Genomic DNA, 14,856 nt, shown 5'->3' with positions numbered 1-14,856 from the left:
AAGGAAATAAAGGAGAGTATGAAACGAAACATACTTTCAAAGAAAACGGTTCTTACAAAGTGAAAGTTCATGTTAAAAAAGGTGAACTGCATGAACATAAAGAAGAAACGGTAGAAGTAAAATAAAAAGTAGCTCTTTAGAGCTACTTTTTATTTTTAATCTCATTATTTGTGGAGAGATTAAAAGTTCATTTTATATGAATAAATAAATCACAAAATCATTAGCACTTCTTTGCATAATGGATTACAATAGAAGTGTGAAGAAAATGAGAAATTCTACGAAAATGTATTAAAAAGAAAGCGTAAACATGTTATGATATCAGTATCAGATGTCTGACATCTGACTTAGAAAAAACTAGAAATGTTTTTGCGTCGTTTCAAGGTAAACGAAATAGGTTAGAGAATGATTTAAAGAAGTACTGTTTGATAATGAGAACGAAAGATAATTCTTATGGAGAACAGTTTCACTTTATAGCGTTTTGAACATACTACAAGAAGTAGAACTGAACTTATAGGAGGTCGCAGTTATGAATAAATATAAACGTATATTCCTAGTCGTAATGGACTCTGTTGGAATCGGTGAAGCACCAGATGCTGAACAATTTGGTGATTTAGGATCTGATACAATTGGTCACATTGCTGAACATATGAATGGATTACAAATGCCTAACATGGTGAAATTAGGCCTTGGTAACATTCGTGAAATGAAAGGCATCTCTAAAGTAGAAAAACCACTTGGATATTATACAAAAATGCAAGAGAAATCTACTGGTAAAGATACAATGACAGGCCACTGGGAAATTATGGGTCTTTACATTGATACACCATTCCAAGTGTTCCCTGAAGGATTTCCGAAAGAATTACTTGATGAATTAGAAGAAAAAACAGGCCGTAAAATCATCGGTAATAAACCAGCTTCTGGAACTGAGATTCTTGATGAACTTGGTCAAGAACAAATGGAAACAGGTTCTTTAATCGTTTACACTTCTGCTGATAGCGTTCTGCAAATCGCAGCACACGAAGAAGTAGTGCCGCTTGATGAGTTATATAAAATTTGTAAAATTGCACGTGAATTAACGTTAGATGAGAAGTATATGGTAGGTCGTGTTATTGCTCGTCCATTCGTTGGTAAGCCTGGAAGCTTTACACGTACACCAAACCGTCATGACTATGCATTAAAACCATTCGGCCGTACGGTAATGAATGAATTAAAAGATAGTGACTATGATGTTATCGCTATCGGTAAAATCTCTGACATCTATGATGGTGAAGGGGTAACTGAATCGCTTCGTACGAAGTCTAACATGGATGGAATGGATAAACTTGTAGATACATTAAACATGGACTTTACAGGTCTTAGCTTCTTAAACTTAGTTGACTTTGATGCACTATTCGGTCACCGTCGTGACCCACAAGGATACGGAGAAGCTCTGCAAGAATATGATGCACGTCTTCCAGAAGTATTCGAAAAGCTAAAAGAAGATGATTTATTATTAATTACAGCAGACCACGGTAATGATCCAGTTCATCCTGGTACTGACCATACACGTGAATATGTACCGTTATTAGCATATAGCCCAAGTATGAAAGAAGGCGGACAAGAGTTACCACTTCGTCAAACATTTGCTGATATTGGTGCAACTGTAGCAGAAAACTTCGGTGTGAAAATGCCAGAATACGGAACAAGCTTCTTAAACGAGCTAAAGAAATAGGGGGATAAACAAATGAATCGTGAACTTATTACAAAATCAGCTTCATACTTAAAAGAGAAATTTCAAGAGACACCACAAGTAGGACTAATCCTTGGATCTGGACTAGGTGTATTAGCAGATGAAATCGAGAACGCAGTAACAGTACCTTATAGTGAAATCCCTGAATTCCCAGTTTCAACTGTAGAAGGTCATGCAGGTCAACTAGTATTCGGTACACTTCAAGGTGTAACAGTAGTAGCAATGCAAGGACGTTTCCACTTCTATGAAGGATACGATATGCAAAAAGTAACATTCCCAGTTCGTGTTATGAAGGAACTAGGTGTAGAAACAGTCGTTGTAACAAATGCAGCTGGTGGTGTAAATACATCATTCGAACCAGGCGATCTTATGTTAATTTCAGACCACATTAACTTCATGGGTACAAACCCATTAATCGGACCAAATGATTCTGAAATGGGTGTACGTTTCCCTGATATGTCTACATCATATACGACAGAACTTCGCGAAATGGCGAAACAAGTTGCAGCAGACCTAAATATTAAAGTACAAGAAGGTGTATACGTTGGAATGACAGGTCCTGTATATGAAACACCTGCTGAAATTCGTATGCTTCGTACACTTGGCGGAGATGCAGTTGGTATGTCAACAGTACCTGAAGTAATTGTAGCGCGTCATGCTGGTATGAAAGTACTTGGTATTTCTTGTATTTCAAATATGGCAGCTGGTATTTTAGATCAGCCACTTCACCACGATGAAGTAATCGAAACAACAGAACGTGTTAAAGCTAATTTCTTAGCATTAGTAAAAGCAATCGTAAAACAAATGAAGGGGTGACCTCACAATGAGAATGGTGGACCTAATTGCAAAAAAACGTGACGGACATGCATTAACGACAGAAGAAATTAATTTTATTGTTGAAGGATATACGAATGGTGATATTCCTGATTATCAAGTAAGTTCACTTGCAATGGCAATTTTCTTCCAAGATATGAACGATCAAGAACGTGCTGATTTAACGATGGCAATGGTAAATAGCGGTGATACAATCGACTTATCAGCTATTGAAGGAGTAAAAGTAGATAAGCACTCAACAGGTGGCGTTGGTGATACAACAACACTTGTATTAGGTCCATTAGTAGCCGCTTTAGGTGTACCGGTTGCAAAAATGTCTGGACGTGGTCTAGGACATACTGGCGGTACAATTGATAAATTAGAAGCAGTTCCAGGGTTCCATGTTGAAATCGAAAATGATGAATTCATGCGTCTTGTAAATGAAAATAAAATCGCAGTTATTGGTCAGAGTGGAAACTTAACACCTGCGGATAAAAAGTTATATGCACTTCGTGATGTAACGGCAACAGTAAACTCGATTCCGCTTATTGCAAGCTCGATTATGAGTAAAAAAATTGCTGCTGGTGCAGATGCAATTGTTCTTGATGTAAAAACTGGAGCAGGTGCATTTATGAAAACAGATGAAGATGCAAAACGTTTAGCAGAAGCAATGGTACGCATTGGTAATAACGTTGGTCGTAATACGATGGCTGTTATTTCTGATATGAGTCAACCACTTGGTGAGGCGATTGGTAACGCACTTGAAGTACAAGAAGCAATTGATACATTACAAGGTAAAGGACCGAAAGATTTAGAAGAGTTATGTTTAACACTTGGAAGTCAAATGGTATACCTTGCTGGACAAGCTTCATCTTTAGAAGATGCACGCGAGAAATTAATTGAAGTAATGAACAACGGTAAAGCGCTAGAATCATTTAAAACATTCTTATCAGCGCAAGGTGGCGATGCATCTGTTGTTGATGATCCTTCTAAATTACCACAAGCACAATTTAAAATTGAAGTGGAAGCGAAGGAAGACGGTTATGTATCAGAAATCGTTGCAGATGAAATTGGAACAGCAGCAATGCTTTTAGGAGCAGGACGTGCGACGAAGGAATCTGAAATTGATTTAGCAGTTGGCTTAATGCTTCGCAAAAAAGTAGGGGACAGCGTGAAAAAAGGTGAATCCCTTGTTACAATTTACGCAAACCGTGAAAATGTAGAAGATGTAAAAGTAAAAATTTATGAGAACATGAAAATCTCTAAAGAGCATGTAGATGCACCAACATTAGTGCACGGCATCGTTACTGAATAATAAAGAAGGGCCAGGGAGTATTTCTCCTTGGCTTTTTTTGCTATTTTTTGTTTATAATAATAGTGGGTGAAATTATGATTAGAATTTGTGCAATAACAAAAGCAGATGAAGTATTATATGATGTTTCGTTAGAGGAAACAAAGAAAGACCATATTGTATGGTATTGGCTAGATTTATATAAGCCAACGAAAGAAGAGTATACATACATTTTGCAAGATCATTTTAAGTTCCATCCTCTTGCAATTGAAGACTGTATAGAATATGTACAGAGGCCAAAAGTTGATTTTTATGATGGATATAACTTTTTAGTTCTTCATGCATTTGGTGAGGATGGATTAGAACCGCATGAGATTGATTTATTTATTAGTGATCGTTATATTGTTTCTTTCCACTTTTCTCATAACAATGCAATCGAAAGAGTATGGAAAACACTTGGAGAAAAGAAGCGTATTAAAAATAGTCCTTTGCATGTAGCGCATACTATTATTGATCAAATTGTGGATGACTATTTTGCGCCTGTATATTACATTGAGGATCATTTAAATGCAATTGATGATAATTTAACAGGTGAGACAGCAGGGAGTGTGCTAGAAGAAGTATTTGATATACGTGCAGATTTATCGAAGCTAAGGCGCACAATCATTCCGATGCGTGATTTATTGTATCGTATTTTAAATTCGACTCGTTTTTACGGTATAAGTGATCATGAAATTTACTTTAAAGATATACATGATCATTTGCTGAAGCTGACTGAAATGATTGAAGCGAGCCGAGAGTTAACGGCAGATATTCGGGATAGTTATTTTTCATTAAACTCGCACCATATGAATAATATTATGAAAACATTAACGGTTTTCTCTACTATTTTCATGCCATTAACATTTATTGCGGGAGTATACGGAATGAACTTTGAGCATATGCCAGAGCTTGGCGGACAATATAGTTATTTTATTTGTTTACTTATCATGGCTTTAATTGGCGGTGGCATGATGGTTTGGTTTTATAAAAAAGGATGGTTTAAGTAAAAAAACACCGAGGAAAATTCCTCGGTGTTTTTACTTAACCAATAGCATGTAATACGAACATGGCTAAGAATAAGCATGTAACGATATACATAGATGGTGCGACTTCTTTACGCTTTCCAAGAGCAATTTTTAAGATAGGATAAGCGATAAATCCGAACGCAATGCCATCAGCGATACTATATGTGAGCGGGATCATGACGATAATTAAGAACGCTGGAAATCCTTCTGAAAAGTCGTTCAGAGGAATTTGCTGAATGCTTGTAATCATCAGGCCGCCAATAATAATTAAGATTGGTGCAATGGCACTATCAGGAATTAGTTTGACAAACGGAAGTGCAAACAGTGATGCGAAGAATAACAACCCTGTAACGATAGACGTCAGACCTGTCTTTCCGCCTGCAGTAATACCTGCGGCACTCTCTACTGTTGATACGGTAGGGCTTGTGCCAAATAGACCACATGTCATTGCTGAAATTGCATTGGCTTGGTAAGCACGTGGGAATTTACGGTCATCTTCTAATAAACCGTGCAGAAGTCCCATGTTCTCAAAAATAAGCACCATGCTTAAGGAGAATGTTGCAATCCAAAACGGTAAGGAAGAAAGTTTGCCAAATGACATAGCACCAAACACATCGCCGTAATTAGCGAATGAGAATGAACTATTTCCGATTTGACTTGTATCAACAAGACCAAATAGCCATGCAATACCTGTTCCTATTGCAATCGTCCATAAAAAGTTTCCACGTACGTTACGAATAAACAATACAAGTGCAACAATAAGAGTAAGCACGGTCGCAAGAACGACAGGGTTACTTAATTTCCCCATTGCAACAGCAGTATTTGGATTCGAAACGACTAAACCACCTTTTTGCAATCCGATAAACGCTAAAAATAATCCGATACCGACAGTAATAGCTTCCTTTAATGACTTTGGAATTGATACTGAAAGCACGCGAGCGATTGGTGTAAACGCAGCAATTGCAAAAATAATACCAGAGATGAAGACAGCTGCTAATGCTTCCTGCCAAGATAATCCGAGCGTATGCACAGCAGTGTACGTGAAGAATGCATTTACACCCATACCAGGGACAAGAATAGCAGGTGCATTTGCCCAAAATGCCATGAGCAGACATCCGACAAATGAACTGAAAACAGTTGCTAAAATTCCAGCCTCAAGAGGAATGCCAGCATCGGATAAAATGGATGCATTTACAATCATAATATATACGATCGTGAAAAATGACGTAACTCCAGCTAAAACTTCTTGTTTTGGTGATGTTTCGTGTAAACCTAATTTAAATGTTCTTTCAAGTATTCCTTTCATGTTAAACCTTCTTTTTCATATCCCTCTCCCACCCGTGATATCTCTTTCATAAGAGCTCACCGTCCTTTATTATATCAGAACATCATGTTTTTACAACAAGGAAAATGATAACGTTTACTTATAAATGAAATTATTTATAAATACGTAAAAATCGCTCGTATTGTTGAAATGATTTCTAATTCTCCCGATTGAATGGGCGGAGCTGCTTGCGCATGTAAAGTAGCAAAAGACGTCACTTCCCGTGGTAATTGGGCAGATTCTTCAACGAATGAGAGTGGAACAGGATTAATGTTTAAATTGTATGTACTCGCAATAGCACGAGCTTTTTCTACCGCTTGTTGCAGAGCTTGAATGAGAGCTTGCTCATAATATTTATTTGGGTGAGATATTCGAAAACGTAAACCTTTTGCTACGTTTGCCCCATTTGAAACGGCTATATCATATACTTCCCCTGCTTTTTGTACATTTAAAACGGTAATTTCATACAAATGTTCCACGCGGTATCCTTGTAGTAATGCTTTATCATTTACATATTCGTACTGGGGCGTAATCGTATATGAAATGGTTTCTATATTTTTGTCGGCAATACCTAGTTGTTTTAGTGCATCTAATAATTGTTTTGATTGCACTGCATTCTCTTCTTGTGCCTGCTTTACATTTTTATGATCTGTACGAATACCAATCGTTAATATAACAATATTTGGTTTTGCTTTTACAACGCCTTCACCTTGTACAGTAATAGTCGCTTCTTTACCAGTATTAGCTGTGCGTACGTTGTGTAAATAAGGATTTATTCCACCCTGCATTTTCCATCACCATCCTTTTTATATGTATATGTGTGAACAAAAAAGAAATTTATATGAAAAAAGTTACATAAATGAGAATGTTGAGGGAAGAAAGCATATACAACATAGGTATTTATAGATTATAATATGTGTAAATATGATAAAAAAGGGACGAGGCTAGTGAACGAAAAAAGAGAAACACTGATTTTAGAGTTATCCGGATCATTCCGAAAGATGATACGTTTATTACAAAATGATATTAATACACGTTTTGCAGAACATATGCCATATAATGAATTTTCTGTATTACGCGCTTTATTTTTAAACAGTCCACAGATGGCTTCGCAAATTGCGAGTGAAGTAAACGTAACCTCCAGTCATATTACAGCTGTTACTGATCGTCTCGTACGAAAAGGGTTTGTAGAAAGAAAGCGTTCAAATTCAGACCGTCGTATCGTGTACTTAGAAATTACAGAACACGGAAGAGAAGTAACTGAAAAACTTGAAGCTGTGCGTAAAGAATATTATAAAGAGAGATTTAAAGGTTGGAGCGACCAAGAAATAGAAATGGTGTTAGAGCTATTTGGCCGCGTATTATAATAAATGAGGATAGGAAGCGAAAGCTTTTCTATCCTTTTTCTTTTGAATAAAAACATTTTGAAACTCCAATACTTTAATTAAAAAGAATCGGAGTGAAAAATTATGAAACGTATTTGTACGCTTTTCATTATGATTGGAAGTTTTTTCTGCTTTCATCAATTCGTAGATGCCGCTACACCCCTTCAAGTCGTTCAAAAAGAATTACAACATATTTCAAATAAGCAACCTGTTTTATATTCAAAACTATGGATTCGTTCCATGCAGAATGCTATTTTATTTCATCATAGTGATAACATTCGGCATGAAGATACGATCAGTAATGTAACAAAGTCTTCTCTTGTAAAAGTAAAACAGCTTCCACTTCAGAAAGCATCACAGTACATACCAAGATTATCACAATATATTTCTAAGTTTGAGGCTGAGAATGTGCAAGTGTATTATGTTGCAGCCCGTTATGAAGTGAAAAAGGAAAATCCATATCAGCTAAATGGAATGAATTATTTTATGCAAGTGTTTATTCAACAAGGGGGAGAATGGAGAATTGCTGAAAGCATAGTTGCTCCAACAGATCAAATCGTAGCAAATGGTGACGGATTTGGAACGAAGCAAGAAAAAGAATATGGGAAAAGAAGAGAGAATGTGAAATAACCTCCTCAATAAGAGGAGGTTATTTTATTTAAAATTCCAAGAGACTTTCCATTTTAATATTTTTGGTAGGAAGAAATACGTAATGAAACTAGTCACTAAAAATCCGATGTAAAAGCTGGACAATGACTGCGCGCGACTCAGCATTAAACCTCCAACGATTCCACCAAAGAAAATCGCACAAGCTAAAACTACTTTTTGTAGTTTCGGATATAATAAGTAGTTACCATTTCGCTCATTGACTGAACGGGCATATAAATATATACCGAGTGGTAATAAAATAATGATATGTGTTATAGGTCCAATCAATATTTTTGCCGGTGGAATCTTTGTAAAGTTTGGTTCGTTATGACGCACTCCATTTTGATCAGTATAAGCGCTTTGTGGATCATAATTAAAGTTAATAGTAAAATCTTCTGCTGGACTAGAAATACGTATGCTTTCCATCATATCATGTATAAGGCCATTGTCCTCATGAAATTCAGTGTTTGAGTGAACAGCAATGACTCCTGAGATAAGTGATGGAAGTAAAGCTGGGAAGATTAATATAGCTGTAGTGAGAAATCCTTGCGATATAATATTCCCTGTGATTGTACCTATACATAAGGTAAGTGTATAAATAGCAATTAATACAATTAACATGTATATAAAATAACTATGAAAAGGGGAAAATACTTGATATTTATTATGAAAAGTTACCTTTTTCATAATAGCAAATAGCCCCCAGTTTAAAATGACAACAGCGGCAATATTACAGATTCCAAACAACCACTTTGTTATATAGAGGTGTGAACGTTTAAATGGCATAGACCATAACAAGTCGCTAGAGTTATTTTGTCTTTCCCATCCAATTAACGTACAAGCTAGAATGATCAGTACGCTACCTAACAGCATGACAGAATCTAGAAGTGTTAAATCAAAGTGGTAATGATATACATAGTTCCACTTTTTATTGTCATTTAGAAATTGTTGCTCTTGAATAGAAGTCATATAGTAGTTATAGGACAAAGTATAGAAGCTGACGAGCCAAAATAACCATACAACATATTTACTTTGTTGATATGTTCTTAGCCACAGTGCTTTTTGAAACATAGGATCTCTCCTTTAAAAAACTTTATAATTTGTTAGGCGTGATAATATAACATAAGTAATGATTCCGGTTAGAAACAAACCTATATAGTAGCTAGGTAAGAAATTAAAATGGTTTATTTTATAGCCGCCTAGTAATGCAAAGTAAATGGTTGTCCCCCATATCCATATTCGTAAATGCTTTTGGAAAATAAATATCTTCTGACCGTTTTCATTTGGCGATCGTGTATATAAATATATCCCAAGTAGTAAATAAAATATCGTATAGAAAATAGGGACTAACATTGATTTGGCTGAATAATATATATGAGATGCTGGATCTCTTAAAGCAGTTGGAGTGTTCTCGATCTTACGGGATTCCGGATCATAGTAATAATTGATAGAAAAGTGATTAATTGGTGCAACTGTATTTGTTTTTTGATTGATTTCATAAAGTTGTCGATATAAGTTTTCATTTTTAATATCTGCAGCGTACAAATGGTTTGTTGTAAAAGTGTATAGTAATGTAATAAATGTAACCCCTGCTAGTAACCACGGAATACAAAAAACAATCTGTGAAACAACACTGCCAGTAAAAGTACCGATGCATAGTGCAGCTGTATAGACTGCGATATAAGAAACAATTGCATAAAGAAAGTATCGATGAAACGGACTAAATGATTGATAATCAAAATGAATAGTTGTTCTATAAATAACATACATAAGAATCCAATTTACAAGTAATGAGCTCACAATACAAAAGGAACCGAAAGCCCATTTAGATAAGAAAACATCTTTTCTTTTAAACGGCATCGTCATAAGTAGTGTATTAGATTGGTTACTACGTCCCCAACCTATCAATAAGCAGGCTAAAGCGATGATAAGAACAGTTAACCAAAAACTATTACCTTCTCCTGAAGAAAAGGTATAAAAATAATAATAGTGTTTTCCCTTTTCTTGTAATTCGTAATACGTATCAAGTTGTTGCTGAGCACTTTTATAGTAGCCAAAAGATAACAAGTAAAGCGAACTAAAGAAGAATAGTAGTACAGCATATTTCCCGTGCTTCCAATTCCACATCCACAACGCCTTATGAAACATACCCATCCTCCTCCAGTGTCGTAACGAAGACATCTTCAAGTGACATTGTTAATTCTTCAATGAGTATAGGTTGTTCTTTATAAAACTTCTCCAATGTTGTAGCCACATTTCCTTCGATTAAGATTGTATATACTTTTCCTGTTTGATTTAATATTTTAATATTGCTTAAGTTTTCTAGTTTTTGAGGTAGTGAACGTTCGTAAGCTACTTGTATTTTTGCAAATCGTGATTTTGCATCGTCTAGTGATGTAATAGAAGATACAGTATGGCCTTTTAATATAATGATTGTATCTGCAATTTGTTCTACTTCATCTAAATGATGAGTTGAGACGAAAATCGTAATCTCTTTTTCAGCAACTTCTCCAACGAGAAACTGTAAAATCTGCCTTTTCACGATAGGGTCAAGTCCGTTTGTCGGTTCATCTAAAATGATATATTCTGCTTTTGTAGAAACGGCTAAAATGATGGCAAGCAGTGCTTTCATTCCTTTTGAATAACTACGAATTCGTTTGTTTGGTAAGTTAAAACGTTCTAACAGTTCATAGAAATATGCTTCATCAAACGCGGTATAAACGGTTTTATAAAACTTTACAATTTCTTTTACTGTATATCCGTTCAATATGTTAGTAGAATCCGGAACATATACGATTTTTTGTTTCGTTTCAGGATTCTTATGAATGTCGGTATCCCCATATGTAACAGATCCTTCATCAGGGTCTAAAATACCGACCATCGTTCGTAATAAAGTTGTTTTCCCCGCACCGTTTCTTCCGAGTAATCCGATGATACTTCCTCTTTGCAATGTGAAAGAAACATCATCTAAAATTGTTTGATTATCAATTGTTTTCTTTAGGCTTGTCACTTTCAGCATCCGTATTTCCTCCAATCTCTTTATAATATGAATCTATCCAATCATGAATTTTATCTTTCGTAACACCAAGATAAGAGGCTTCTAATAGTAATTGATGAAATTGCTTTTCAACCATAGCGATTTTCCTTTCGTCTAATGTTGGGGTAATCGATTGGGATACAAATGTTCCTTTTCCTCGTAATGTTTCAATAATCCCTTGTCGCTCTAACTCTTGGTACGCTTTACTCACTGTATTTGGATTTATAACGAGTAAAGAAGCGAGTTCGCGTACAGAAGGTAGTTTGTCACTTGGAGCTAACATGTTCTTTAATACGAGTTCTTTTATATTTTGAACAATTTGTTCCCATATCGGAGTGTTGCTTCTTGGATCAAGTTGAATATGCAAGAGCAATGTCTCCTTTCTGACTTGTATTAGGTGTACTACGGTGTGTAATACACTTAATACAATATAGGTGATGAATATATTTGTCAACTGAAAATATTAGAAAAATATGGTATTAAAAAATAAAAGATTGGAAAAAATAGGTCTGATATAGAATGGAGGGTTGGTCATGAAGCGAGTTTTTGGAATACTTGTTTGTTTCATGTTATTGCTTTCTGGTACTTCAGTTAGTTTCGCACAATCTGAGAAAACGAAGCAGGATAAAACAGAAGAAACAACGCCGAAGTTAGCGGAACAAGCGTCGTCAGCAATTGTAATTGAACAAGATACAGGTAAAGTTTTGTTTGATAAAAATCCAAATGAGAAATTACCGCCTGCTAGTATGACGAAGATTATGACAATGCTATTAATTATGGAACAAGTTGAAAAAGGAAAATTAAAACTGACCGATAAAGTTAGAGCGAGTGAGCATGCAGCTTCAATGGGTGGATCACAAATCTTTTTAGAGCCTGGGGAAGAGATGACTGTAAATGAAATGCTAAAGGGTATTGCCATTGCATCTGGAAATGATGCGTCTGTTGCAGTAGCGGAGCATATCGCTGGTTCAGAAGAAGGTTTTGTAAATATGATGAACAAAAAAGCGAAAGATTTAGGACTGAAAAATACTCATTTTCAAAATCCGACAGGTCTCCCAGCCAAAGATCATTATTCCACAGCAAATGATATGGCAATTATGGCAAGAGAATTGATGAAGTACCCTCTTATTCGTAAATATACAGGTAAATATGAGGACTATTTACGTGAAGATACGGATAAGAAGTTTTGGCTCGTTAATACGAATAAATTAGTACGTTTTTATCCTGGAGTAGATGGAGTGAAAACGGGTTTTACGACGGAAGCGAAATATTGTTTAACTGCATCAGCTCAAAAAAATGGCATGCGTGTTATTTCAGTTGTTATGGGAGCACCTACATCAAAAGAACGGAACAATCAAGTGACGAAGCTTCTTGATTATGCGTTTGGTCAATATATGACAAAGAAAATGTATACGCGCGGTGAAAAAATTAAGACTGTACAAGTAGGAAAAGGTAAAAAGGAAAAAGTAGATTTAGTTGCGTCAGATAATGTGTCTCTTCTAATGAAGAAGGGCGAAAATATGGACAAAGTAAAACAAGAAGTAATCGCTGAAAAGAAAGTGAAAGCGCCGATTAAAAAAGGTGATGCGCTTGGTACACTTGTTATTAAAAAAGATAAAGAAGTTTTATTAAAACAAACAATCGTAGCAAAAGAAGATGTAGCTGCGGCGAGCTGGTGGGAGTTATTTAAAAGAAGTTTTGGGATGTTTTCAACATCAAAATAGCGGCAAACATTTTGCCGCTTTTCTATTCGTATGAAAGTAAATAATTGCTGAATGGTTTCACTTTATGGCGAAATAGTTCTTCTTTTGTCAGTAGGAAGGATTCTTATGTTGAATCACGAAAATCTTTATGTATGTAAATGAGTAAAGTTTGAGCATAAGGAGGAAATCGTGTGAGTCTTTCCATGCAATTAGAAGTAAAACGTGACGTCCTATGTGTGAGACTAGCGGGTGAATTAGATCATCATACTGCTGAAGAGTTGCGAACGAAAGTAACAGATATGATTGAGACACATGGTGTTCATCATATTGTTTTGAGCCTAGAGAACTTATCGTTTATGGATAGTTCTGGTTTAGGTGTTATATTAGGCCGATATAAGCATGTAAAGGGATTAGGTGGAGAAATGGTTGTTTGTGCAATTTCACCGCCTGTTAAACGTTTATTTGAAATGTCGGGCTTATTTAAAATTGTTCGTTTAGAAGAAAGTGAAGCGCATGCGCTCGCGACGTTGGGGGTGGCATAAATGAGAAATGAAATGAACCTTCAATTTTCAGCATTAAGTCAAAATGAATCGTTCGCTCGCGTTACAGTAGCTGCTTTCATTGCGCAACTAGACCCAACGATGGAAGAACTTACAGAGATTAAAACAGTTGTGTCAGAAGCAGTTACAAATGCAATTATTCATGGGTACGAAGGAAATGCAGAAGGTGTTGTTTATATTTCTGTAATTTTGGAAGAAGCAATGGTGAAACTCACGATTCGAGATGAAGGGATTGGCATTTTTGATTTAGATGAAGCAAGACAACCCCTTTTTACAACTAAACCTGAATTAGAGCGTTCCGGAATGGGATTTACTATCATGGAAAATTTTATGGATGAAGTAGAAGTTATTTCAAACGAATCTTTCGGGACAACAATCCATTTGACAAAATACTTATCAAATAGTAACGCTCTATGCAATTAAGGAGAATAGCCTATGGACATAGAGGTCAAAAATGAGAAGAAGAAACCTCAGTTAAAGGACCACGAGCTAAAAGCGTTAATTCAACAAAGTCAAGATGGAGATCAACAAGCGAGAGATACAATCGTTCAAAGCAATATGCGTCTCGTATGGTCGGTTGTGCAGCGTTTTCTTAATCGAGGATACGAACCAGACGATTTATTTCAAATTGGATGTATTGGGCTCTTAAAATCGGTAGATAAATTTGATTTATCTTTCGACGTGAAATTTTCAACATATGCGGTTCCAATGATTATTGGGGAAATACAGCGATTTTTACGTGATGATGGATCAGTAAAAGTAAGTAGATCTTTAAAAGAAACAGGAAATAAAATTCGGAAGATGAGAGACGAGCTTTCGAAAGAGTTTGGAAGGGCTCCAACGATTAATGAAGTAGCTGAAGCGTTAGAACTAACGCCAGAGGAAGTCGTTCTGGCGCAAGAAGCAAGTCGTGCTCCTTCATCCATACATGAAACGGTGTATGAAAACGACGGGGATCCGATCACTATTTTAGATCAAATTGCCGATCAATCTGAAACGAAATGGTTTGATAAAATTGCTTTAAAAGAAGCAATTAGAGAACTAGATGAGCGAGAACGTTTAATTGTGTATTTGCGCTACTATAAAGACCAAACGCAATCGGAAGTAGCGGAGCGAATAGGTATTTCGCAAGTACAAGTTTCAAGACTCGAAAAGAAAATATTAAAACAGATGAAAGATCGAATAGATGAATAGCTATCTATTCGATCTTTTTTTATGGCTTTAAATAGGAGTAGAATATAAACTTTCGTAAAAAGTAACAGAATTTATTGATAATTTAGTAAATTTAAAATATAATCC

Annotated in this window: 16 protein-coding genes and 1 pseudogene; 11 read left to right on the top strand and 6 right to left on the bottom strand. The window is 35.8% G+C overall.

Annotated features, from left to right (window positions below; all coding sequences use genetic code 11):
• The 5 genes and pseudogenes from KI369_RS29930 to corA all read left to right on the top strand — a co-directional run.
• A pseudogene (locus tag KI369_RS29930) lies at positions 1-125 on the top strand (FixH family protein); the annotation flags it as partial.
• A gap of 401 nt (positions 126-526) precedes the next feature.
• Positions 527-1,711, top strand: coding sequence for a phosphopentomutase (gene deoB / locus KI369_RS22845; protein ID WP_212957495.1), 1,185 nt, complete (start codon positions 527-529; stop codon positions 1,709-1,711).
• Positions 1,712-1,723: 12 nt separating this feature from the next.
• Positions 1,724-2,545, top strand: coding sequence for a purine-nucleoside phosphorylase (locus KI369_RS22840; protein ID WP_001078444.1), 822 nt, complete (start codon positions 1,724-1,726; stop codon positions 2,543-2,545).
• Positions 2,546-2,552: 7 nt separating this feature from the next.
• Positions 2,553-3,857: a pyrimidine-nucleoside phosphorylase gene (locus KI369_RS22835; protein ID WP_212957494.1), complete on the top strand. Its 1,305-nt coding sequence runs from the start codon at positions 2,553-2,555 to the stop codon at positions 3,855-3,857.
• A 62-nt stretch (positions 3,858-3,919) separates the two neighbouring features.
• Complete coding sequence (corA, locus tag KI369_RS22830; RefSeq protein WP_002003436.1) at positions 3,920-4,882, top strand: magnesium/cobalt transporter CorA; 963 nt, start codon at positions 3,920-3,922, stop codon at positions 4,880-4,882.
• A 34-nt stretch (positions 4,883-4,916) separates the two neighbouring features.
• Here corA and KI369_RS22825 read toward each other — a convergent pair whose 3' ends face one another.
• Together KI369_RS22825 and KI369_RS22820 are read right to left on the bottom strand one after the other, a co-directional pair.
• Positions 4,917-6,206 (bottom strand): NCS2 family permease, encoded by a 1,290-nt coding sequence (locus tag KI369_RS22825; protein ID WP_166701903.1) that lies wholly within the window; start codon positions 6,204-6,206, stop codon positions 4,917-4,919.
• A 134-nt stretch (positions 6,207-6,340) separates the two neighbouring features.
• Complete coding sequence (locus KI369_RS22820; protein WP_212957493.1) at positions 6,341-7,012, bottom strand: SIMPL domain-containing protein; 672 nt, start codon at positions 7,010-7,012, stop codon at positions 6,341-6,343.
• 159 nt (positions 7,013-7,171) lie between these two features.
• On the opposite strand from KI369_RS22820, the gene KI369_RS22815 reads away from it, so the two are divergent.
• Positions 7,172-7,591, top strand: coding sequence for a MarR family winged helix-turn-helix transcriptional regulator (locus KI369_RS22815; protein WP_001003313.1), 420 nt, complete (start codon positions 7,172-7,174; stop codon positions 7,589-7,591).
• A 102-nt stretch (positions 7,592-7,693) separates the two neighbouring features.
• Positions 7,694-8,239 carry a hypothetical protein gene (locus KI369_RS22810; protein WP_000820921.1) on the top strand — a complete coding sequence of 182 codons (546 nt, stop codon included), beginning with the start codon at positions 7,694-7,696 and terminating at the stop codon, positions 8,237-8,239.
• Positions 8,240-8,263: 24 nt separating this feature from the next.
• Here KI369_RS22810 and KI369_RS22805 read toward each other — a convergent pair whose 3' ends face one another.
• The 4 genes from KI369_RS22805 to KI369_RS22790 are packed head-to-tail and all read right to left on the bottom strand — an operon-like array spanning position 8,264 to position 11,661.
• The gene (locus KI369_RS22805) at positions 8,264-9,328 is read right to left on the bottom strand and encodes an ABC-2 transporter permease (protein ID WP_212957492.1); all 1,065 of its coding nucleotides are present in this window, start codon (positions 9,326-9,328) and stop codon (positions 8,264-8,266) included.
• A gap of 12 nt (positions 9,329-9,340) precedes the next feature.
• Positions 9,341-10,405 (bottom strand): ABC transporter permease subunit, encoded by a 1,065-nt coding sequence (locus KI369_RS22800; protein WP_212957491.1) that lies wholly within the window; start codon positions 10,403-10,405, stop codon positions 9,341-9,343.
• On the bottom strand, positions 10,395-11,276 hold the full coding sequence (locus KI369_RS22795; RefSeq protein WP_212957490.1) for an ABC transporter ATP-binding protein: 882 nt from the start codon (positions 11,274-11,276) through the stop codon (positions 10,395-10,397). The genes KI369_RS22800 and KI369_RS22795 overlap by 11 nt, the downstream gene beginning before the upstream one ends.
• Positions 11,242-11,661 carry a GntR family transcriptional regulator gene (locus KI369_RS22790; protein ID WP_212957489.1) on the bottom strand — a complete coding sequence of 140 codons (420 nt, stop codon included), beginning with the start codon at positions 11,659-11,661 and terminating at the stop codon, positions 11,242-11,244. The genes KI369_RS22795 and KI369_RS22790 overlap by 35 nt, the downstream gene beginning before the upstream one ends.
• A gap of 166 nt (positions 11,662-11,827) precedes the next feature.
• Here KI369_RS22790 and dacF point away from each other — a divergent pair, with 166 nt between their 5' ends.
• The 4 genes from dacF (at position 11,828) to sigF (ending at position 14,751) form a co-directional block, all read left to right on the top strand.
• Complete coding sequence (dacF, locus tag KI369_RS22785; RefSeq protein WP_212957488.1) at positions 11,828-13,018, top strand: D-alanyl-D-alanine carboxypeptidase family protein; 1,191 nt, start codon at positions 11,828-11,830, stop codon at positions 13,016-13,018.
• Positions 13,019-13,188: 170 nt separating this feature from the next.
• Positions 13,189-13,539, top strand: coding sequence for an anti-sigma F factor antagonist (spoIIAA, locus tag KI369_RS22780; protein WP_000059133.1), 351 nt, complete (start codon positions 13,189-13,191; stop codon positions 13,537-13,539).
• Positions 13,540-13,980 (top strand): anti-sigma F factor, encoded by a 441-nt coding sequence (spoIIAB, locus tag KI369_RS22775; RefSeq protein ID WP_001243399.1) that lies wholly within the window; start codon positions 13,540-13,542, stop codon positions 13,978-13,980. It abuts the gene before it with no gap.
• 12 nt (positions 13,981-13,992) lie between these two features.
• Positions 13,993-14,751, top strand: a complete 759-nt coding sequence (gene sigF / locus KI369_RS22770) for an RNA polymerase sporulation sigma factor SigF (protein ID WP_000350734.1) — start codon at positions 13,993-13,995, stop codon at positions 14,749-14,751.
• Positions 14,752-14,856: the final 105 nt, after the last annotated feature.

Source organism: Bacillus sanguinis (assembly GCF_018332475.1).
Taxonomy (GTDB): Bacteria; Bacillota; Bacilli; order Bacillales; family Bacillaceae_G; genus Bacillus_A; species Bacillus_A sanguinis.
This window is presented reverse-complemented; position numbering and strand designations above follow the sequence as displayed.

Excerpts from the sequence above, each read along its gene's own strand:
- KI369_RS22825 (WP_166701903.1), bottom strand. The coding sequence starts at position 6,206 with ATGAAAGGAATACTTGAAAGAACATTTAAATTAGGTTTACACGAAACA.
- KI369_RS22820 (WP_212957493.1), bottom strand. The coding sequence starts at position 7,012 with ATGCAGGGTGGAATAAATCCTTATTTACACAACGTACGCACAGCTAAT.
- KI369_RS22805 (WP_212957492.1), bottom strand. The coding sequence starts at position 9,328 with ATGTTTCAAAAAGCACTGTGGCTAAGAACATATCAACAAAGTAAATAT.
- dacF (WP_212957488.1), top strand. The coding sequence starts at position 11,828 with ATGAAGCGAGTTTTTGGAATACTTGTTTGTTTCATGTTATTGCTTTCT.
- KI369_RS22840 (WP_001078444.1), top strand. The coding sequence starts at position 1,724 with ATGAATCGTGAACTTATTACAAAATCAGCTTCATACTTAAAAGAGAAA.
- deoB (WP_212957495.1), top strand. The coding sequence starts at position 527 with ATGAATAAATATAAACGTATATTCCTAGTCGTAATGGACTCTGTTGGA.
- KI369_RS22800 (WP_212957491.1), bottom strand. The coding sequence starts at position 10,405 with ATGTTTCATAAGGCGTTGTGGATGTGGAATTGGAAGCACGGGAAATAT.
- sigF (WP_000350734.1), top strand. The coding sequence starts at position 13,993 with ATGGACATAGAGGTCAAAAATGAGAAGAAGAAACCTCAGTTAAAGGAC.
- KI369_RS22795 (WP_212957490.1), bottom strand. The coding sequence starts at position 11,276 with ATGCTGAAAGTGACAAGCCTAAAGAAAACAATTGATAATCAAACAATT.
- KI369_RS22810 (WP_000820921.1), top strand. The coding sequence starts at position 7,694 with ATGAAACGTATTTGTACGCTTTTCATTATGATTGGAAGTTTTTTCTGC.
- KI369_RS22835 (WP_212957494.1), top strand. The coding sequence starts at position 2,553 with ATGAGAATGGTGGACCTAATTGCAAAAAAACGTGACGGACATGCATTA.
- spoIIAB (WP_001243399.1), top strand. The coding sequence starts at position 13,540 with ATGAGAAATGAAATGAACCTTCAATTTTCAGCATTAAGTCAAAATGAA.